General features: G+C 65.7%; 16 protein-coding genes and 1 tRNA gene. 6 read left to right on the forward strand and 11 right to left on the reverse strand.

The features are described from left to right. Positions 1-5 precede the first annotated feature (5 nt). Positions 6-560: a DUF3299 domain-containing protein gene (locus BMY03_RS22500; RefSeq protein ID WP_371041537.1), complete on the forward strand. Its 555-nt coding sequence runs from the start codon at positions 6-8 to the stop codon at positions 558-560. Positions 561-670: 110 nt separating this feature from the next. Further along, entirely contained in the window at positions 671-1,354 is a 684-nt protein-coding gene (locus BMY03_RS22505) for an OmpW/AlkL family protein (RefSeq protein ID WP_094012315.1), read from the forward strand. Here the strand turns inward: BMY03_RS22505 and BMY03_RS22510 are convergent. Further along, entirely contained in the window at positions 1,342-2,565 is a 1,224-nt protein-coding gene (locus tag BMY03_RS22510; protein ID WP_038707647.1) for an MFS transporter, read from the reverse strand. The two genes, BMY03_RS22505 and BMY03_RS22510, sit on opposite strands and share 13 nt — an antisense overlap. A gap of 98 nt (positions 2,566-2,663) precedes the next feature. Here BMY03_RS22510 and BMY03_RS22515 point away from each other — a divergent pair, with 98 nt between their 5' ends. Next, on the forward strand, positions 2,664-3,104 hold the full coding sequence (locus BMY03_RS22515) for a winged helix-turn-helix transcriptional regulator (protein ID WP_094012316.1): 441 nt from the start codon (positions 2,664-2,666) through the stop codon (positions 3,102-3,104). A 30-nt stretch (positions 3,105-3,134) separates the two neighbouring features. Here BMY03_RS22515 and BMY03_RS22520 read toward each other — a convergent pair whose 3' ends face one another. Together BMY03_RS22520 and BMY03_RS22525 are read right to left on the reverse strand one after the other, a co-directional pair. Further along, on the reverse strand, positions 3,135-4,067 hold the full coding sequence (locus BMY03_RS22520) for an NAD-dependent epimerase/dehydratase family protein (protein ID WP_094012317.1): 933 nt from the start codon (positions 4,065-4,067) through the stop codon (positions 3,135-3,137). After that, on the reverse strand, positions 4,060-4,944 hold the full coding sequence (locus BMY03_RS22525) for a sugar nucleotide-binding protein (RefSeq protein WP_038707252.1): 885 nt from the start codon (positions 4,942-4,944) through the stop codon (positions 4,060-4,062). The genes BMY03_RS22520 and BMY03_RS22525 overlap by 8 nt, the downstream gene beginning before the upstream one ends. 181 nt (positions 4,945-5,125) lie before the next feature. On the opposite strand from BMY03_RS22525, the gene BMY03_RS22530 reads away from it, so the two are divergent. Beyond that, a complete protein-coding gene (locus tag BMY03_RS22530; RefSeq protein ID WP_094012318.1) occupies positions 5,126-5,965 on the forward strand; it encodes an alpha/beta hydrolase in 840 nt (279 codons plus the stop codon). Between the two features lie 41 nt (positions 5,966-6,006). On the opposite strand, the gene BMY03_RS22535 is transcribed toward BMY03_RS22530, so the two are convergent. Then, a complete protein-coding gene (locus tag BMY03_RS22535; protein ID WP_023632678.1) occupies positions 6,007-6,819 on the reverse strand; it encodes a helix-turn-helix domain-containing protein in 813 nt (270 codons plus the stop codon). A 181-nt stretch (positions 6,820-7,000) separates the two neighbouring features. Between BMY03_RS22535 and BMY03_RS22540 the strand changes: the two genes are divergently transcribed. Then, on the forward strand, positions 7,001-8,443 hold the full coding sequence (locus BMY03_RS22540; protein ID WP_094012319.1) for an alanine/glycine:cation symporter family protein: 1,443 nt from the start codon (positions 7,001-7,003) through the stop codon (positions 8,441-8,443). 75 nt (positions 8,444-8,518) lie between these two features. Continuing rightward, entirely contained in the window at positions 8,519-9,508 is a 990-nt protein-coding gene (locus tag BMY03_RS22545) for an asparaginase (RefSeq protein WP_038707250.1), read from the forward strand. 95 nt (positions 9,509-9,603) lie between these two features. Here the strand turns inward: BMY03_RS22545 and BMY03_RS22550 are convergent. From BMY03_RS22550 to fdnG, 7 genes are all read right to left on the reverse strand, one after another. Then, positions 9,604-9,699 (reverse strand) — tRNA-Sec (locus BMY03_RS22550). A 6-nt stretch (positions 9,700-9,705) separates the two neighbouring features. Continuing rightward, the gene (selB, locus tag BMY03_RS22555) at positions 9,706-11,628 is read right to left on the reverse strand and encodes a selenocysteine-specific translation elongation factor (protein WP_094012320.1); all 1,923 of its coding nucleotides are present in this window, start codon (positions 11,626-11,628) and stop codon (positions 9,706-9,708) included. Continuing rightward, complete coding sequence (gene selA / locus BMY03_RS22560; protein WP_094012321.1) at positions 11,625-13,052, reverse strand: L-seryl-tRNA(Sec) selenium transferase; 1,428 nt, start codon at positions 13,050-13,052, stop codon at positions 11,625-11,627. Before selA ends, selB begins: the two co-directional genes overlap by 4 nt. A 153-nt stretch (positions 13,053-13,205) precedes the next feature. Continuing rightward, positions 13,206-14,132, reverse strand: coding sequence for a formate dehydrogenase accessory protein FdhE (gene fdhE, locus BMY03_RS22565; RefSeq protein ID WP_038707247.1), 927 nt, complete (start codon positions 14,130-14,132; stop codon positions 13,206-13,208). Positions 14,133-14,136: 4 nt separating this feature from the next. Beyond that, the gene (locus BMY03_RS22570; protein ID WP_094012322.1) at positions 14,137-14,793 is read right to left on the reverse strand and encodes a formate dehydrogenase subunit gamma; all 657 of its coding nucleotides are present in this window, start codon (positions 14,791-14,793) and stop codon (positions 14,137-14,139) included. Then, positions 14,790-15,740, reverse strand: coding sequence for a formate dehydrogenase subunit beta (fdxH, locus tag BMY03_RS22575; protein WP_038707246.1), 951 nt, complete (start codon positions 15,738-15,740; stop codon positions 14,790-14,792). The genes BMY03_RS22570 and fdxH overlap by 4 nt, the downstream gene beginning before the upstream one ends. Continuing rightward, positions 15,740-18,808, reverse strand: a complete 3,069-nt coding sequence (gene fdnG, locus BMY03_RS22580) for a formate dehydrogenase-N subunit alpha (RefSeq protein ID WP_143067575.1) — start codon at positions 18,806-18,808, stop codon at positions 15,740-15,742. Before fdnG ends, fdxH begins: the two co-directional genes overlap by 1 nt. Positions 18,809-18,936 lie beyond the last annotated feature (128 nt).

The following is an 18,936-nucleotide window of genomic DNA, read 5'->3' on the forward strand; positions in this document are numbered from 1 at the left end:
CCTTCATGAGCGCGACGTCCATGGACAAAAGGCAGGCTTCCACCGCTTGGCATTACCTGTTACTGGCAGTGGTGTTGCTGGCATCCACGGTGTGCGCCGCCGAACCTCGTGAACTGGACTGGCCCGCCCTGATCCCCGAAGGCGCGCCGATCATCCCGCCGCAACTGACGCCACTGCACGACCTGTCGCAGATCAGCGACGCGCTGGCCGCCGAGGCCGCCCCCGCCGCGCGCCAGCAGGCGCCCAACGCGCCGGTGGTGAAGGCACTGGACGGCCAGCCGGTGAAGATCCCCGGCTACATCGTGCCACTGGAGGTCAGCGACGAAGGCCGCACCACCGAATTCCTTCTGGTGCCCTACTACGGCGCCTGCATCCACGTGCCACCGCCACCCTCGAACCAGATCGTGCACATCTTCAGCGAGATGGGCGTGCGCATCGAAGACCTCTATCAACCCTACTGGATCGAAGGCACGATGCAGGTCAAGGCTTCCAGCAGCGAGCTGGCGGATGCGGGCTACCAGATGGAAGCCGAGAAAATCTACGCTTATGAGCTTAAGTGAGAACTGTGCACGCCCGTTTGAAGAGGCTTCGTTGAGCTGGGTCAAACTTTCTGTTTAGTCAGCTTCGTACCATTGGACTACTCGATTACTCACGTCCTCTGGGAGCTTCCATGAACAAGTCCTTGCTCAGTGCCTCGCTCGTCGCGTTGGCGCTCGCAGCCCCTGTTGCCCACGCCCACCAGGCGGGGGATTTCATCCTCCGCGCCGGCGCCATCACCACTGCGCCGAACGAAAGCAGCGGTGACATCAAGCTCGATGGCGCCAAGGTCTCGGGCACCAAGGCGACCCTGGACAGCGACACCCAGCTGGGCCTGGCCTTCGCCTACATGCTCACCGACCACATCGGCCTCGAGCTGCTGGCTGCCACGCCGTTCCAGCACACCGTCGGCGTCAAGGGCCTCGGCCCAGGCCTGGACGGCAAGCTGGCCGACATCAAGCAACTGCCACCGACCCTGTCGCTGCAGTACTACCCGATGGAGCCAAGCTCCAAATTCCAGCCCTACGCCGGCGTGGGCATCAACTACACGATGTTCTTCGATGAAGACCTGAAGAGCAATCGTAAGGCCCAGGGCTTCAGCAACATGAAGCTGAAGGACTCGGTGGGTATCGCCGGCCAGCTGGGCATGGACTACATGCTTACCGACAACCTGCTGCTCAACGCCGCGGTCTGGTACGTCGACATCGACACCAAGGCCAGCATCAATGGCCCGAGCGCCCTGGGCGTCGGCAAGACCAAGGTCGACGTGGACGTCGATCCATGGGTCTACATGGTCGGCATCGGCTACAAGTTCTGATCCGCAGGCAAGCCCGTTCCTTCTGGAGCGGGCTTGCCCCGCGCCGTCTCGCCCCACCACAGGTACCCCCAGTAGCCCCAGGCAACCGCGCTTATCCCCGCCCCCAGCCCGCACACCGCCACCCAGCCCCACTGCCCATACACCCAGGTCGCCACGACCGCACCCACCCCGCTGCCCACTGAATAGCAGCACATGTAGGCACCGATCAGCCGGCTGGCCATCTCGCCGCGCCCCGCCAGCAACAGGCTCTGGTTGGTCACATGCACGGCCTGCACGGCCAGGTCCAGCATCAGCACCCCGATCACCAGCGCCAGCAATGACTGCTCCAGGTAGGCGCTGGGTAGCCATGACAGCGTCAACAGCCCGAGCGCCCAACCGCTCACCCGCCGGCCATGCCCCTGATCCGCCAGGCGCCCGGCACGCGATGCCGCCAGCGCGCCAGCCACGCCGGCCAGGCCGAACAACCCGACCTGGGTGTGATCGAGCGCCAGCGGCGGGGCGCTCAGGGGCAACACCATCGCGCTCCACAGCACGCTGAACGCCGCGAAGATCAGCACCGCAAACACACCGCGCTGACGTAGCAGACGGTCATGCCGGTACAAGCGCAGCACTGAAACCAGCAGTACCCGATAGCGCTGCCTCGGCCCCTGCGGTTTGACAGCAGGCAAGCGCCAGGCCAGCAACAACGCCATGGCCAACGCCAGCCCCGCAGCCACGACGTATACGCCGTGCCAGCCCAGCAGGTCAGCCAGTGCACCCGAGACCAAGCGCGCTGACAGGATGCCCAGCACCACGCCACTGGTGACAGTCCCCACCGCCTGCCCCTGCTGAGCTGGCGTGGCCAGTGTGGCGGCATGCGCGACCATCACCTGCACCACCACCGCAGCCAGGCCGACCATGGCCATCACCGCCAGCAACATGGCCCAGTCCACGGCAAACGCCACGGCCAACAACGCGCCGGCCGATGCCAGCAACTGACCAACGATCAGCCGGCGGCGATCGACCAGGTCGCCCAGCGGCACGATCAGCAACAGACCCAAGGCATAGCCGGCCTGGGTCATGCCCACCACCAGGCCGGCGTGCGCAGCGCTTACGCCGAGGCTTGCGGCCATGGCCTCCAGCAGCGGCTGGGCGAGGTACACCGTGGCCACGGCCAGGGCGCAGGCGGCAGCCAGCAACAGCGTCAATCCGCGGGTGAGCGGTGGCATCAGCAATCCCTCCAAATCTGGTTTCAATTTAAAACCATGAAACTGGATTTCTAGCAAACATGGTTTTATTCTGCAACCAGATCACCCCCAAGGAACGCCTCATGCTCGACGAGAACAACCAGCAATGCCCAGTGGCCCGCGCCCTGGAGGTGCTCGGCGATCGCTGGGCGCTGATGATTCTGCGCGATGCCTTCGATGGCCCGTGCCGTTTCAGCGAATTGCAGAAAAACCTCGGGCTGGCGAAGAACATCCTCGCTGCGCGCCTGAAACTGCTGGTGGAGGCCGGGCTACTGGCACAGCAGCCTGCATCCGATGGCAGTGCCTACAAGGAATATGTGCTGACGGAGAAGGGCCGTTCGGTGTTTCCGATCGTGATCGGCTTGCGCCAATGGGGGGAGCGGTACCTGTTCACGTCAGGAGAGTCACGCTCGCAGTTGGTCGATGATCGCGGCCAGGGGCTGGAGACGTTGCAGGTGCGGGCCCGGGACGGGCGAGTGCTGGGGCCGGAGGATTGCCGGCGACAGCTGATCCGGCATTCGTGACATCATCGCGGGGCAAGCCCCGCGAGAGGCTCAAGCTTTGCCGAGCAAGCGGGCGAGGCCTTCGACAAACGGCGTCGGCTCAGGGAAGTCGAAACGTGCCAGCAAACGCGAGTTGTCCGCTCGCGAATGGCGGATGTCCCCCGACCGTGCCTGGCCGTAGCTGATTGCAGGCAAACCGCCCACCACCTGTTCCAGCGCCTTGAGCAACTGGTTCAGCGAGGTCGCCTGGTTCAGGCCGATGTTGACCGCGCCCTCTTCCACCGCCTGCTGCTCGAGCGCCTGCACCATTACCTGGACCAGGTCACCGACAAACAGGAAGTCGCGGGTCTGCTCGCCATCACCGAACACCGTGATCGGTTTGCCACTGGTGGCGCGCTCGCAGAAGATGCTGATCACCCCGGAATACGGCGATGAAGGGTCCTGGCGTGGCCCGAAGATGTTGAAGAAGCGGAACACCACCGGCTCCAACCCGTGTTGGCGGCGGTAGAAGTCCAGGTACTGCTCGCTGGCCAGCTTGTCCACCGCGTAGGGGGTCAGCGGCGCCTTGGGGGTATCTTCGGCAATCGACTGGCCTTCGCCGTTGTTGCCGTACACCGCCGCGCTGGAGGCGAACAGCACGCGGCGGATGCCGTTCAGGCGCATCGCCTCGCACACGTTCAGCGTGCCGATGAAGTTGCTCTGGTGAGTCTTCACCGGGTCTTCCACCGAGGCCTGCACCGAGGCCACCGCTGCCAGGTGCACCACCGCCTGGCAGCCAGCGGCGGCACGGGCCACCAGCGCGGCATCGGCGACATCGCCCTCGAGCAGTTCCAGGCGCGGGTGGCCAAGCTGCAGGTTGTCGCGCTTGCCGGTCGACAGGTCGTCGAGGATACGCACCGCGTAGCCTTTCTCCAGCAACGCATCGCACAGGTGCGAGCCAATGAAGCCGGCACCGCCGGTGATCAGGATGGGGGCGTCAGCCATGTCGGTAGAATCGGTCCAGTAGGGGCGGCAAGCCGGCGCGCCAGGCGCGTGGCTTGATGCCGAAGGTATGAAGGATCTTCTTGCAGGCCAGGACCGCGTGCTGCGGCTCCTCGCTGGCATCCGGGCGGGCGGCGTGGGCCTGGGCGGTAGGCGCCTGCACGGCCAGCTTGCGCCACTGGGTGGCCTCGGTGAGGATCGCCTGGCCGAGCACCAACGGCGTGGTGGCCTCGTTGCCGGCGTAGTGGTAGGTACCCCACAGCGGCGCCTGGCAATCGAGTTGCTTGAGCACTGAGAGAATCACCCGCGCGGCGTCGTCCACCGGCGTCGGGTTGCCGCGGCGATCATCGGCCAGCAGCAGTTCCTGGGGCTGCTCGGCACGGGTCAGGAAACGCCCGAGCGCGCCATCGAGGCTTTCATCAAGCAGCCAGCCGAAACGCAGCAGCACATGCTGCGGGCAGGTGGCGCGCACACTCTGCTCGATGCGCCACAGCGCCTGGCCACGCAGGCCGAGCGGCACCGGCTCGTCCTTCTCGCTGTAGGCCGTGGCGCGCGAACCATCGAACACCCGATAGCTGGACGGCTGCACGAGGATCATCTCGTGGTGCTGGCACAGTTCGGCGAGCCGCTCCACCGCCCGCTCCTGCTGGGCCAGGCGTTGCTCGCTGACCGACTCGGCCTGGAACCAGTCGAAGTAGTAGGCCAGGTTGATCACGGTGTGCGGGCGCTGCTCGTCGAGCAGCAGGGTCAGGCTGGCCGGATCCCAGCCGTTTTCCGGAGGGCGAGGCGCCAGGAAAGCGATATCTTCCTCGGCCCCGAGACGAATCAGCGCTTGCCCGAGGGCATTGCCACCACCCAACAGCATCAGGCGCATACGCATAGAGTCAACAGGTCCGGTCTGGTCGATGGAGGAAAGGGTTCATTTTGCTGTTTCCGACAGGGGAAGTCCAACCCAGGCAAGGCCTGGCGCGCACCGCGTGCCGATTGGCGCCGATCGGACGGGTGTTCCGCCTTTGCCGACAGCTACTTATACTGCGCATGGCCTGTTCAAGGAGATCAACATGGATGCCGAGTCGAACACCGCGCTGCGCGCCAGATGGCAATACGACGAACCCGCTCCCGGCCCGGAACGCTTTATCGACGAGGCTTTCGACGGTTATCGGCAACAGGCCCGCCTGCTGCTCCCGGTACATGAGTGCGCCCCTACTGTCTTTGTGGTCGGCGGCGCCCGCTCCGATTTCACCCGCCTGAACCCTTTGCTCTATCGCCTGCAACAGCAGGGGATCGGCTCGCTGACCGGCAACCTCTCCGGCCACAGCCTGGCCAGCGAGCCTGGTGCAAAGGACGCGTCGTTGGCCAGCAACCTGGAGGAAGCCCTGCGCTTCCACCAGCATCTGGATGCGCGCAGCGACACCCTGGTCGGTCACAGCCTGGGCGCCGCCATCGCCCTCAAGCTGGCCGCCCAGCGCCCCAACGTGCGCAAGCTGGTGCTGATCTGCCCGGCGGTCTATCCCGATGCGGCCCATGTCGCCCCCTTCGGCCCAGCCTTCAGCGAAGCGATTCGCAAGCCTTATGCGTTCCTCGACTGCGACAGCTATGCCTTCCTGCGCCAGTTCCAGGGCCGGGTACTGTTGGTGATCGGCGAATATGACGGGCTCAACTCCAAGGTGCACGGCCAGGGCCCCGGGACCTCTGCCGGCACCCGGCGCCTGGCGGGTGTCGAGCGCTACAGCCCGATCCCCGAGGAAGTCACCCACGCCTTGTTGCGTTCGGTGCCGGCGCCCCATGTGGAATGCCTGATGCTCACCGACTGCGACCACGGCATCGCCGCGCACCTGCGTGACCGGCCACAGGTGGCGGATCAGGTGGCCGACGCGGTGGCGGCGTTCATTCTCGACTAGCTCTGCGGGCGCCCACGAGTCAATGCGCCATCAACGTTGATTCACTCGATCTCGAACAACCCGTTGCTGATCATCCCCGCACTGAGGCGGTCGCGGATATCGTCGTCGATGCGCGGATCGTCCGGGCGGTAAAGCTTGATCTGGCGGAAGGCGTTGATGCGGTTGATCTCCTCGCCCAGGTATTCCCACACCACGCGGGTGCAGGCCGGGTTGCGCCGGTCACCGCTGGAAACCCCGGTCTTGAGGCCGTTCAGGCGGCTGATACGGCTCTTGAAGCTGGGGATGAGCACGGTCTGGCTCATCTCGTTGAGGGTCAGCGACTCGTAGTCGATCAGGAACATCCGGTCCTGCAGCTGGAACGCCGCACCCAGGTAGCGGCAGCGCACCTCGGCATGCCGGTCGAGGCCGCTGCTGCGCTCCTGGCGTTCCTGGCGCTCGAACAGGAAACTGCCGCGCTCCTCCCACAGGTGCACCAGCGACACCAGGATCGAACCGGGCACCGACATGCAGTTGGAGTATTCGAAGTAGTAGCCGCAATAGCGCGAGAGGTTGCCGGCTTCTTTATGCAGTGGCTTGAACAGCTCGCTGATGGGGTCGTCCTGGGGGCCGACAGGCTGCTGCTGGTTGCGTGCGCCGATCAGGCGGGCGAACTGCTCGGGCGGCAGGCCCAGCTCGTAGTCCTCCACACCGAAGAAGTCGCCGATGCGCTTTAGGTTGTAGGCCGTCGGACGGCTCTGGCCGCTCAGGTACTTGTTGAACTGCGCCCGGTTGATCGACAGCTGCCGGCAAACCTCGGAGATAGAGCGGTAATGGCTGCAGGCCAATTTGAGGTTGATAGCGAAATGATCGCCCATGATACGCGGGTCCAGGTGATGCGAGTGGCGTCATTCTAGCATCAACTCGCACCAAAATGGAGCAACCCGCGAAATTGTAACCATAGTTGTCATGGCCAACCATGCGCCCCCAATGAATAGCGGTGCGCCTGCCGTCCGCTGGTCTTTCCACGCGAAGAATAAGAATCGAGGTCATTTTCCAATGCTCGAAGCACTCAACGATTTCCTTTCGGGGAAACTCCTCATCGTGCTGATCGTCGGACTCGGCGGTTACTTCACCATCCGCTCGCGGTTCGTCCAGTTCCGTCACTTCGGCCACATGTTCGGCGTCTTCAAGGAATCCCTTCGCGGCCAGGCAGGCCAACTGAGCTCGTTCCAGGCCCTGATGCTGAGCCTCGCCGGCCGCGTCGGCGCCGGTAACATCGCCGGTGTCGGTATCGCCGTGACCCTCGGCGGCCCAGGCGCCGTGTTCTGGATGTGGGTCACCGCACTGGTGGGCATGTCCAGCAGCTTCTTCGAATGCACCCTGGCCCAGGTCTACAAGCGCGCCGACGGCGACGGCCTGTACCGCGGCGGCCCGGCGTACTACATCCAGCACGGCCTGAAGCTGAAAAGCATGGCCATCGTGTTCTCGATCCTGCTGCTGGTCACCTACGGCTTCGCCTTCATCGGCCTGCAGTCGTACACCGTGACCCACTCGCTGCAGAACGCCTTCGCCTTCGATCCCAAGCAGACCGGCATCGTCCTCGCCGTGCTGCTGGCCATCACCTTCATCGGCGGCATCAAGCGCATCGCCGCAGTGTCCGACCTGCTGGTACCGGTCAAGACCCTGGCCTACATCGGCGTGACCCTGTACGTGATCGGCACCCAGATCGAACACGTGCCAGCCATGCTGGAAACCATCTTCAAGAGCGCCTTCGGCCTCGACCCGGCGTTCGGCGGCCTGCTCGGCAGCGCCATCGTCATGGGCGTGAAGCGTGGCGTGTTCGCCAACGAAGCGGGCCTGGGCAGCGCACCGAACGTGGCCGCCGTGGCTGCCGTGAAGCACCCGGGCGCCCAGGGCGTGGTCCAGGCCTTCAGCGTGTTCCTCGACACCTTCGTGATCTGCACCTGCACCGCGCTGCTGATCCTGCTGTCGGGCTTCTACACCCCGGGCTTCGAAGGTGACGGCATCGTCCTGACCCAGAACTCGCTGGCCGCCGTGGTCGGTGACTGGGGCCGCATCTTCGTCAGCGTCGCGCTGTCGCTGTTCGTCTTCACCTGCATTCTCTACAACTACTACCTGGGCGAGAACAGCCTGCAGTTCCTCAGCCGCAACCGTGCCGTGCTGATGACCTTCCGTGGCCTGGTGCTGGCGCTGGTGGTGTGGGGTTCGACCCAGGACCTGTCGACCGTGTTCGCCTTCGCCGACATCACCATGACCTGCCTGGCCTTCGTCAACCTGATCGCCCTGGCCATGCTGTTCAAGGTCGGCCTGCGCGTGATGCGCGACTACGACGCACAACGCAAGGCGGGCATCAAGCAGCCGGTGTTCGACTCCAGCAAGTTCGCCGACCTGGACCTGGACCGCGCCGCCTGGCCGGCCAACCCGCAGGCTGAAACAGCCGCTGACAAAGCCGCCGCCCCGGCGTCAGCGCAGCACTGATACCCTGCCCTGCCACAACCGCCCCGCCCGGGGCGGTTGTCTCTTTCTTTCGCTACATCGCTACGGAATACTTCCATGCGTGCAGTCAAGAATCTGCTTGTCCTATACACCGGTGGCACCATCGGCATGCTGCAGACCGCCGAAGGCCTCGCGCCGGCCGGTGGCTTCGAAGCGCGCATGCGCGAACACTTTGCCGCCTGCGGCGATGCGCCCAAGGTGCAATGGGCGCTGCGTGAACTCAATCCGCTGATCGACAGCGCCAACATGCAACAGGCCAACTGGCTGGCGATGCGCGATGCCATCGTCGAGGCGGTCGAACGCGACGGGCATGACGGCGTGCTGGTGCTGCATGGCACCGACACCCTGGCGTACAGCGCCGCTGCCCTGTCGTTCCTGCTGCTGGGCCTGCCGGTGCCGGTGCTGCTTACCGGCTCGATGCTGCCGGCCGGCGCGCCGGACAGCGATGCCTGGGCCAACCTGGTCGGCGCGCTCAATCTGTTCGAAAACGGGCTGGAAGACGGCGTGCAGCTGTATTTCCATGGCCAGTTGCTGCACGGCTGCCGCGCCTCGAAACTGCGCAGCGAGGCGTTCGACGCCTTCACCGTGCTGCCGCGCCATCGTGATGGCGAGCGTGCCGCGGAACTGCCAACCCGCCTGGACTACCGCCAGCCACGCCAGCCGGTCAAGCTGGCGGTCATGCCGGTGTTCCCGGGCCTTGCGGCCGAACACCTGCGCGGCCTGTTCGACAGCGGCATCCAGGGCCTGGTGCTGGAGTGCTACGGCAGCGGCACCGGCCCGTCGGATGACCAGGCGCTGCTCGACGCGCTGCACGACGCCCGCCAGGGTGGCGTGATGATCGTTGCCATCAGCCAGTGCCCGGAAGGCTCGGTGGTGTTCGACACCTACGCCGCCGGCAGCCGCCTGCGCGACACCGGGCTGGTCAGTGGCGGCGGCATGACCCGCGAGGCGGCGCTGGGCAAGCTGTTCGCGTTGCTGGGCTCGGGGCTGGATGTACAGGCGGCGGAGCACTGGTTCGCGCTGGACCTGTGCGGCGAGCGCGCCTGACTCGCAGATCTTCCGTTCGCCATCGCGGGGCAAGCCCGCTCCCACAAATCCGTGGGAGCGGGCTTGCCCCGCGATGGTTTCAGCATCTGGAAAAGTGGCGGAAGGCAGCGGGAGTCGAACCTGCCCGGGAACGGCTGCCGTCCCCAACCGGGTTTGAAGCCCGGCCGCGCCACCGGGCGCGATTGCCTTCCTTGAAATCAGGGCCCGTGTTGCGGTTGGGCCAGGGCGCTGTCGACGCGAATATGACGCAGGTCGCCAACTCGTCGGGTCAAGCCAACGCGGTCGAAATACTCGAGAATCTGCACACTGCGCTTGCGACCGATGGCCAAACCATCGCGAAACGCCGCGACCTGCACTATCGGCGATGTCGCGGCCTGGCGCAACAGCAGCTCTGCCATGCGCCTGAGCGTCGTCTCCGGGTAGAACAGGTCACGCACCACCTGATGCACAACGCCCAATCGGGCCAGCTTGCGCAACAACAGCCGGACATCAGCCTCTTCGCAGCCCTCCTCGCCGGCCAGGGTCCTTACCCAGGGCGGGTCGAACTCACCTGCCAACAGGCGCGGCAACAGCCGCTCCCACAACGCGTTGTCCGCGTCGCTCAACTGGACCCGGTGGTCCGGCAGGTGCAGCCATGGGCCACTGCTGCTGATCGCACCTGCGCCCAGCAACTCATCCAGCAAGCTGACAAACGCGGGGCGCTCCAATGGCAAGGCGGTAAAGCGGCGCAAGCGATCCCGGTCCGGGCCAAGCTGGTCAGGTTCCTGCTCATGGAACTGCGCCAGACGCTCCAGCACCTGTCGCTTGAGTGCCTGCCACTGTAAGCGATCGAACAACAGCTGACCTTGACGGGTGGCAATCACCAGCACCGAATCCGGCAACTGCCAGGTCTCGCGCAGGCGGTTGAACTGGCGCTCCAGACGCCGGGGCTCGAGACCGCCGGGGGCCGCCTCGAGCAGGGCCGACAGCGCTTGCTCGAGATTGTCGGCTTCGCGCAGCACCTGCAACTGACGCAAGCGCGCCTCGCTGCGCCGTTGCCGACTCGGGGCGAACGGGTCGAGCACACGCCCACCACCCAGCGTGCACTGGGCGCGTTGGTCACGCAGTACCAGGCGATCCCCATGCACCGCCTGCAGCGGGGCATTGAGCAGCAACTGGGCGAACATGCGCTGGCCGGCGGCGAGCCGTTCACCTTCGAGCAAGGCAACCCGGGCGGTGACATCCTGGGTGCCCAGGTGCACGTGCACCGCGCTGAAATGCTCGAAGGTGCGGGTTTCGCCCGGCAGCAGGGTGAAGTCGATATCGACCCGCACGCTGGGCGCATGCAGCCACTGCGGCACAAGCCAGTCGCCACGATGCACCTGCTCGGCCGAAAGCTTTTCCGCGCTGATGTTCAAGGCCACCCGCTGCCCGGCTGCGGCGACCAGGGCCGCCTGGTTCTGGGCATGCAGGCCACGCACCCGCACCGCTTTGCCGGCCTTGCCCAGCAGCAAGGTATCACCGACGCTGACCTGCCCGGCCAGCGCCGTGCCGGTGACCACAACTCCCGCTCCGGAAACCGCGAAAGCCCGGTCTACCGCCAGGCGGAAACCGCCACGCACGCTGCGCTGGCGAACATGCGCTTCAGCCGCCAGCAAAGCCTCGCGCAGGGCGTCGATCCCCTCGCCGGACAGGCTCGAAACCGCAAACTGCCTAGCCCCGGCGAAGGGGCCGGGCGCGAGCAGTTCGGTGACCTGGGCCCGGACTTCGCTCAACCGCGACGGCTCGACCCGGTCGCACTTGCTGATCACCACCAACGCCTGGGGAATGCCCAGCAACTCGATGATCGAGAGGTGCTCACGGGTCTGTGGCATCACCCCATCGTCAGCAGCTACCACCAGCAGTACCAGGTCGATGCCATGGGCACCGGCCAGCATGTTGTGGATAAACCGCTCGTGGCCCGGCACATCGATGAAACCGGTCAGCGGCGCTCCTTCCGTCAGCGCCGCGTAGCGATAACCGAGGTCGATGGTCATGCCCCGGTCGCGCTCCTCCCGGCGGGTGTCGCCGGCCTGGCCGGTCAGGGCCTGGAGCAGCGCGGTCTTGCCATGGTCGATGTGGCCGGCAGTCCCGACAATCACTGCACCGGCCCCAGTTGCAACGCCGGCAGTTGCGCCAGCCACTGGGCCTCGTCGTCCAGCTGGCACAGGTCGAGCCACAGGGCATCGTCGTCGATACGCCCGAGCACCGGCACCGGCAGGTCGCGCAACGCGCGCTCCAGCACATGCAAGCTACGCCCGCGCAGTTTCTTCGACACCTGCGGGCGCAGGCACAGCGCCGCGCTGGGCAGCCGCGCCACCGGCTGGCTGCCGCTGCCGATCATGCCCAGGGCCGGCTCGACGCTCACCACCCATTGCGCGCCGAGACGAGCAGCCAACTCAGGCGCCAGACGCTCGGCCTGGGCGGCGATCTCGGCTTGCGCACGGGTCAGCAGGCGCAGGCTGGGCAGGCGGTCAGCCAGGCGATCGGGGTTGCGATAGAGCTGCAGCACCGCCTCCAACGCGGCAAGGGTAATCTTGTCGACCCGCAGGGCACGCTTGAGCGGGTTCTTCTTGATCTTCGCGATCAGTTCCTTGCGCCCGACGATGATCCCCGCCTGCGGCCCCCCCAGCAGCTTGTCGCCGCTGAAGGTGACGATGTCGGCGCCGTCGGCCAGCGCCTGGCGCACCGTCGGCTCGGCCGGCAGGCCCCAGCGGGTCAGGTCGAGCAGGCTGCCGCTGCCCAGGTCTTCGAGCAGCGGCAACTGATGGTCGTGGGCGATGCGCGCCAGCTCGGCGGTGGGTACCTGGGTGGTGAAGCCCTGGATGCTGTAGTTGCTGCAATGCACACGCATCAGCAGGCCGGTACGCGGGTTGATCGCGCCTTCGTAGTCGCGGGCGTGGGTGCGGTTGGTGGTGCCGATCTCGTGCAGCTTGACCCCGGCGCGGGCCATGATGTCGGGGATGCGGAACGCACCGCCGATCTCGATCAGCTCGCCGCGGGAGATGATGCCCTCCTTGCGTGCGCCCAGGCTGTTGAGCGCCAGCAGCACGGCGGCGGCATTGTTGTTGACCACGGTGACGGCTTCGGCGCCGGTCAGCTCGCGGATCAGGCCTTCGATCAGGTCGTCGCGGTCACCCCGCTTGCCGGTGGCCAGGTCGAACTCTAGGTTCAGCGGATAGCGGGCAGCGACCTGCATCGCCTCCACCGCCTCCTCCGGCAGCAAGGCGCGGCCGAGGTTGGTGTGCAGTACCGTGCCGGTGAGGTTGAAGACCCGGCGCACCTGGCTGCGTTGCTGGATGGCCAGGCGCTCGCCCGTGCGGCCGAGCAGGACGTCGGCGCTCAGTTCCACGGCACCAAGCTGACCCAGACGAGCCGGTTCGCGCAAGTCGTCGAGGAGCTGGCGCAGGGTGGCCAGGGTAGCGTCGCGGCCATGACGGTCGAGCAGCGGCTGGCAGGCCGGATGGCGCAGCAGGGTGTCGATGGAGGGCAAGCGTGGGGTGTCGCTGGCGGGGCTTGGAGACATGCGGTACTACCTGTGACTGATCCGTTGTCTGTTCGGGCCCTATCGCTGGCAAGCCAGCTCCCACAGCTCCAGCGCCAGACTCGAGGCTTGCGCTGTACCTGTGGGAGCCGGCTTGCCGGCGATGGGGGCAACTCGATAGCGAAGTGTAGACACTCACCCACCACCCGGTGCCAACATAAGGTTCGGCGCCAGCCGATGGAAGCCCTCCTCGTCCAGCCGCATGTCCAGCGCCAGGCTCGCCAGGTCATCGGCCAACGGCTCGGCCGCCGCGTCGTTCTCCAGGTAGCTCTGCTTCAGGTAGCCCTGGCACCCCGGACAGCACTCGGCGCGTAGCGGTGCCTTTCCCGGTGCATGGCGGTCATCCTCGAGGCTGCTGTAGCGCAGGTCCTTGCTCGACTCGCAGTACACGCACTTGACCCGCACCACATGCCATTCGCAGGCACACAGCGAACAGGCCAGGTAGCGCAGGCCGTTGTGCTTGCCACGATTGCGCACCACACCGGCCATGGCCGGCGAGCCGCAGGCCGGGCACTGGGCCAGGCTGCCACCAGGCTTGAGCTCAGGCTCTGGCAGCGCCAGCAACCAGCTCGACCAGGCGGCCTGCAACGCCGCGCCCAAGAAGGGCACCAAGGCCGCCGGTACGGCGTCGTACTGGCCACCGAGCAGCGCGACGGCCCAGCCCTTGCGCTGCTCGTCACCACTCTCGCGCAGGCTGCCCAGCGCCGCTGCCAGTGGCCCTTCGGGCGCCGGCTCGCAGCGATCGAGCAGCGCTTGCAGCCACACCAGCCACTGCCTTTCGCGCACCAGGCCGTCCGCTGCCAGGGGTGGCAGGCCATGACTTACGCAAAGGCGCTGACGCTCCTCGGCCACCGGCAAGCCACCGGGCGGGTTATCCACAAGCTGCTGCTGGATCCGGCACAGCCGCGCGACCAGACGCAGGTACTCACCAAGGGCATTGCCCTCGGCCAGGTGCTCCAGGCGCTCGGCCCGCACTGCGAACAAGTTGGTGGGCGGCAGATGCAAGAACGGCGGCATTACCGCCGACGCTTCGATCTGCCCTGGTTCAAGAATCGTGCTCAAACGCTCATCCTTCTTTTCTACCGTGGTTGTGCGGCGTCTTTTCGCCGGTGACTTCCCGGTACCAAAGTTCATGGTGCTTGCGTGCCCAGGCGCGGCTGACCCAGCCATGCAGCATGGCGCCGATCGAGCCCTTGATCCAGATCCCGGCGTAGATGTGCACGATGATGCTGAGGATCAGCACGAACGCCGCCAGGGCATGCAGCAGCGCCGACAGGCGAATGACGTCGATGCCGAACCAATGGCTGAAATACGCGCGCCAGATCACCACGCCACTGACCAGCAGTACCAGCATGCACGCCAGCAACGTCCAGAACAGCAGCTTCTGCCCGGCGTTGTACTTGCCGATCGGCGGCACGCCCTCTTCCTTGTTGAGCATCACCCGGTCGATGCGGCGCAGCCACAGGCGGTCGTTGGCGGTGATGAAGTTGGCGCGCCAGAAGCGCAATACCAGGCCAAGGAAGAACACGAACATCGCCACGCCGATGAACGGGTGGAGGATCCGTGTCCACGGCCCGCCGCCGAACAGGTGGCTGAGCCAGAACAGCGCCGGGTGGAACAGCGCCAGCCCCGACAGGCCGGCCAGCACGAACAGGATCGCGACGATCCAGTGGTTGCTCCGCTCGTTGGCGTTGTAGCGCAGGATAGGCTTGTTGTCGTTCATGGCCGCTGCTCCCCCTGCCCGCCCGGGCGGTTCGGATCATAGACATGCACCGCCGGGTCCACCTGGTGGACATCGTTATCCACAGGTGCCGGATGCTCGTCTTCCTCGACCCGCTGCGGGCCGACACGTACGTAGTGGAAGAACCCAGCCAGCACCGCCGCGCCCATGGCCAGCAGCGCCAACGGCTTGCTGAAGCCCTTCCACAACCCGACCAGCGGGCTGATCACCGGTTGGTCCGGCAGGCCGGCGTAGATCCGCGGTGTGTCGGCATGGTGCAGCACGTACATCACGTGGGTGCCGCCGACACCGTCCGGGTCATACAGCCCGGCGTTGTCGTAGCCCCGCGACTTCAGGTCGACGATGCGCTCGTCGGCGTGCACCTTCATCTCCTCCTTGCTGCCGAAGACGATCGCCCCGGTCGGGCAGGTCTTCACGCAGGCCGGCTCCAGGCCCACGCTCACGCGGTCGGAACACAGGGTGCACTTGTACGCCTTGTGATCCTTCTGCGAAATGCGCGGGATGTTGAACGGGCAGCCGGTGATGCAGTAGCCGCAACCGATGCAGTGGTCCTGGTTGAAGTCGACGATACCGTTGGCATGCTTGATGATCGCCCCCGGGCTCGGGCACGCTTTCAGACAACCCGGATCGGCGCAGTGCATGCAGCCATCCTTGCGGATCAGCCACTCCAGGTTGCCGTCGTCGCGCTCATGCTCGGTGAAACGCATCAAGGTCCAGGTTTCGGCACTGAGGTCCTGAGGGTTGTCGTAGGTGCCATGGTTGTGGCCGACCTCGTCACGCAGTTCGTTCCACTCCGAGCACGCCACCTGGCAGGCCTTGCAGCCGATGCACTTGGTGGTGTCGATCAGCTTGGCGACTTCCTGCTGCTGGCGTACCGAAGGCGGCACGGTGGTGGTGGCCGAGCGGGCAATGATGTCTTGGCTGGCCATCAGAGTTTCTCCACTTTGACGAGGAACGACTTGGACTCCGGCGTCTGCGTGTTGCCATCACCGAGGAACGGCACCAGGGTGTTGGTCAGGTAACCGTGTCGCGTGGCGCCGGTGAACCCCCAATGCAACGGGATGCCGATCTGGTGCACGGTCTGGTTGTTGACCTGCAGCGGACGGATCCGCTTGGTCACCACCGCCACCGCGTCAATATGCCCGCGCTTGCTCGACACCCGCACCCGGTCGCCGGCCTTGATGCCCTTCTCGTTCGCCAGCACCTCGCCGATCTCGACGAACTGCTCGGGCTGGGCGATGGCGTTGAGCCGGCAATGCTTGCTCCAGAAGTGGAAGTGCTCGGTCAGCCGGTAGGTGGTCGCCGCATGGGGGAACTCGTCGTGGGTGCCCAAGGTGTCCCACACCGAATCGAAGATGCGCCCGGCCGGGTTGCTGGTGGCCTTCTTGTTCTGCGGGTGCAGCGGGTTGATGCCGATCGGCGTCTCGAACGGTTCGTAATGCTCGGGGAACGGCCCTTCGGCCATCTTGTCGATGGCGAAGAAACGCGCCACGCCCTCAGGGTTCATGATGAATGGGTTCATCCCCGCTTCCGGCGGCGAGTCGACCTTGAAGTCGGGCACGTCGGTGCCGGTCCAGGCCTTGCCGTTCCACCACACCAGGCGCTTCTTCTCCGGATCCCACGGTTTGCCCTGCGGGTCGCTGGAGGCGCGGTTGTAGAGGATGCGGCGGTTGGCCGGCCAGGCCCAGGCCCAGTTCTGCACCTGGTGCATGCCATAGGGGTCGCTGTTGTCGCGACGGGCCATCTGGTTGCCCTGCTCGGTCCAGCTGCCGGCAAAGATCCAGCAACCGGAGGCGGTGCTGCCATCGTCCTTCAGCTGGGCGAATCCGGCGAGCTGTTGCCCGGCCTTGAGCGTGGCGCCGGTGGCGTCGGTGAGATCGCTGACCGCCCAGCCGTTCATCTCCTTGGCCAGTTCTTCCGGCGAAGGCTCCTCAGGGACCTTGTACGGCCAGCTGATGTTGAGCAGCGGGTCCGGATAGGCGCCGCCCTCGGCCTGGTAGCGCTTGCGCAGGCGCAGGAACAGCTCGCTCATGATGTGCACGTCGGTACGGGTCTGGCCCGGCCCATCGGCGCCCTTCCAGTGCCACTGCAGCCAGCGGCTGCTGTTGACCAGCGAACCGTCCTCTTCGGCGAAGCAGGTGGTGGGCAGGCGGATCACCTCGGTCTGGATGTTGGCCGTGTCGACGTCGTTGAACGGGCCGGCGTTGCGCCAGAACTCGGAGGTTTCGGTGGCCAGCGGGTCCATGATCACCAGCCACTTGAGCTTGGCCAGCGCGGCGGTGACGCGGTTCTTGTCCGGCAACGCGGCGATCGGGTTGAAGCCCTGGCACATGTAGCCGTTGACCTTGCCCTGGCCCATCATCTCGAACATGCGCAGCACGTCGTAGGCCGGCACGTCGAGCTTGGGCAGCCAGTCATAGCCCCAGTTGTTCTCCGCCGTGGCATTGGCGCCGTACCAGGCCTTCATCAGGCTGACGTGGAACTTGCCGTAGTTCTGCCAGTACGACAGCTGCCCCGGGCGCAACGGCTTGGAGGCGCGCTTGTCGATGTAGGTGGCGTAATCCTGCTCGGCGTCGCCGGCCAGCGTGAGGTAGCCCGGCAGCGAGTTCGACAGCAGGCCCAGGTCGGTCAGGCCCTGGATGTTGGAGTGCCCGCGCAGGGCGTTGACCCCGCCGCCGGGCATGCCGACGTTGCCCAGCAGCAACTGCACCATCGCCGCGCTGCGGATGATCTGCGCGCCGATCGAGTGCTGGGTCCAGCCCAGGGCATAGAGGATCGTCATGGTCTTGCCCGGCACCGAGCAGGTGGCGATCTCTTCCCAGACTTTCATCATCTGGTCCTGGGGCATGCCGCAGGTCATGCTCGCCAGCTCCGGCGTGTAGCGGCTGTAGTGCTGCTTCATCAACTGGTACACGCAACGCGGGTGCTGCAGGGTCGGGTCGACCTTGGCAAAACCGTCCTCGCCCAGCTCATAGCCCCAGCCGGACTTGTCGGCATACACGCGCTTGGCCGCGTCGTAGCCGCTGAACAGCCCGTCCTCGAAGCCATAGCTCTCTTTGACGATGAACGACACATCGGTGTAGTTGCGCACGTACTCGTGCTGGATCTTGTCGTTGCTCAGCAGGTAGTTGATCAGCCCGCCCATGAAGGCGATGTCGCTGCCGGTACGGATCGGCGCGTAGTAATCGGCCACCGAGGCAGTACGGGTGAACCGCGGATCGACCACGATCAGCCGCGCCTTGTTGTGCGCCTTGGCTTCGGTCACCCACTTGAAGCCGCACGGGTGCGCTTCAGCGGCGTTGCCGCCCATCACCAGGACCAGATTTGCGTTGGCGATATCAGACCAGTGATTGGTCATCGCGCCACGGCCATACGTCGGGGCAAGACTTGCCACCGTCGGGCCGTGTCAGACACGCGCCTGGTTATCGAACCCCAGCATGCCGGTTGCACGGACCACCTTGTGCGTCAGGTAGCCCGCTTCGCTGGAAGCGGCGGACGCAGCAAGGAACCCGGTGGTGAGCCAGCGGTTGACCGTCTGGCCTTGGGCGTTCTTCTCGATGAAGTTGGCGTCGCGGTCCTGTTTCATCAGGTCGGCGATGCGGTCGAGGGCTTCGTCCCACTCGATGCGGGTCCACTCGTTGCTGCCCGGCTTGCGCACCTCGGGGTACTGCAGGCGGCTCGGGCTGTGGATAAAGTCCAGCAGGCCCGCGCCTTTCGGGCATAGGGTGCCGCGGTTGACCGGATGGTCCGCGTCGCCCTCGATATGGATGATGTTCTGTTTGACGTTCTTGCCCGCGTCACCCTGGCTGTACATGATCAGGCCGCAGCCGACCGAGCAGTAGGGGCAGGTGTTACGGGTTTCTTTGGTGTGCGCCAGCTTGAAGTGGCGCACCTGCTCGGCGAACGCGGGGGTCGGGGCCATGCCCAACGCCGCGAGGCTCGAGCCTCCAAGGCCGACGGCGGCGACCTTGAAGAATTGCCGACGGTTGAGGTCCATCGTGCACTCCTGATCAGGTTCTCGGGCGCACAGGACTTGGCCGGCGCCTCAGGGACTTCACGGTGGCGGTGGACAGAGACCGCCAACTGTTAAGCCTAGTCAAGAATCTGGGAAGTGGGGTGACATGG

This window comes from Pseudomonas soli (genome assembly GCF_900110655.1).
Taxonomy (GTDB): Bacteria; Pseudomonadota; Gammaproteobacteria; order Pseudomonadales; family Pseudomonadaceae; genus Aquipseudomonas; species Aquipseudomonas soli.

Excerpts from the sequence above, each read along its gene's own strand:
- BMY03_RS22520 (WP_094012317.1), bottom strand. The coding sequence starts at position 4,067 with ATGGCTGACGCCCCCATCCTGATCACCGGCGGTGCCGGCTTCATTGGC.
- BMY03_RS22545 (WP_038707250.1), top strand. The coding sequence starts at position 8,519 with ATGCGTGCAGTCAAGAATCTGCTTGTCCTATACACCGGTGGCACCATC.
- BMY03_RS22570 (WP_094012322.1), bottom strand. The coding sequence starts at position 14,793 with ATGAACGACAACAAGCCTATCCTGCGCTACAACGCCAACGAGCGGAGC.
- BMY03_RS22500 (WP_371041537.1), top strand. The coding sequence starts at position 6 with ATGAGCGCGACGTCCATGGACAAAAGGCAGGCTTCCACCGCTTGGCAT.
- fdxH (WP_038707246.1), bottom strand. The coding sequence starts at position 15,740 with ATGGCCAGCCAAGACATCATTGCCCGCTCGGCCACCACCACCGTGCCG.
- BMY03_RS22505 (WP_094012315.1), top strand. The coding sequence starts at position 671 with ATGAACAAGTCCTTGCTCAGTGCCTCGCTCGTCGCGTTGGCGCTCGCA.
- BMY03_RS22515 (WP_094012316.1), top strand. The coding sequence starts at position 2,664 with ATGCTCGACGAGAACAACCAGCAATGCCCAGTGGCCCGCGCCCTGGAG.
- BMY03_RS22530 (WP_094012318.1), top strand. The coding sequence starts at position 5,126 with ATGGATGCCGAGTCGAACACCGCGCTGCGCGCCAGATGGCAATACGAC.
- BMY03_RS22540 (WP_094012319.1), top strand. The coding sequence starts at position 7,001 with ATGCTCGAAGCACTCAACGATTTCCTTTCGGGGAAACTCCTCATCGTG.
- BMY03_RS22535 (WP_023632678.1), bottom strand. The coding sequence starts at position 6,819 with ATGGGCGATCATTTCGCTATCAACCTCAAATTGGCCTGCAGCCATTAC.
- selA (WP_094012321.1), bottom strand. The coding sequence starts at position 13,052 with ATGTCTCCAAGCCCCGCCAGCGACACCCCACGCTTGCCCTCCATCGAC.
- BMY03_RS22525 (WP_038707252.1), bottom strand. The coding sequence starts at position 4,944 with ATGCGTATGCGCCTGATGCTGTTGGGTGGTGGCAATGCCCTCGGGCAA.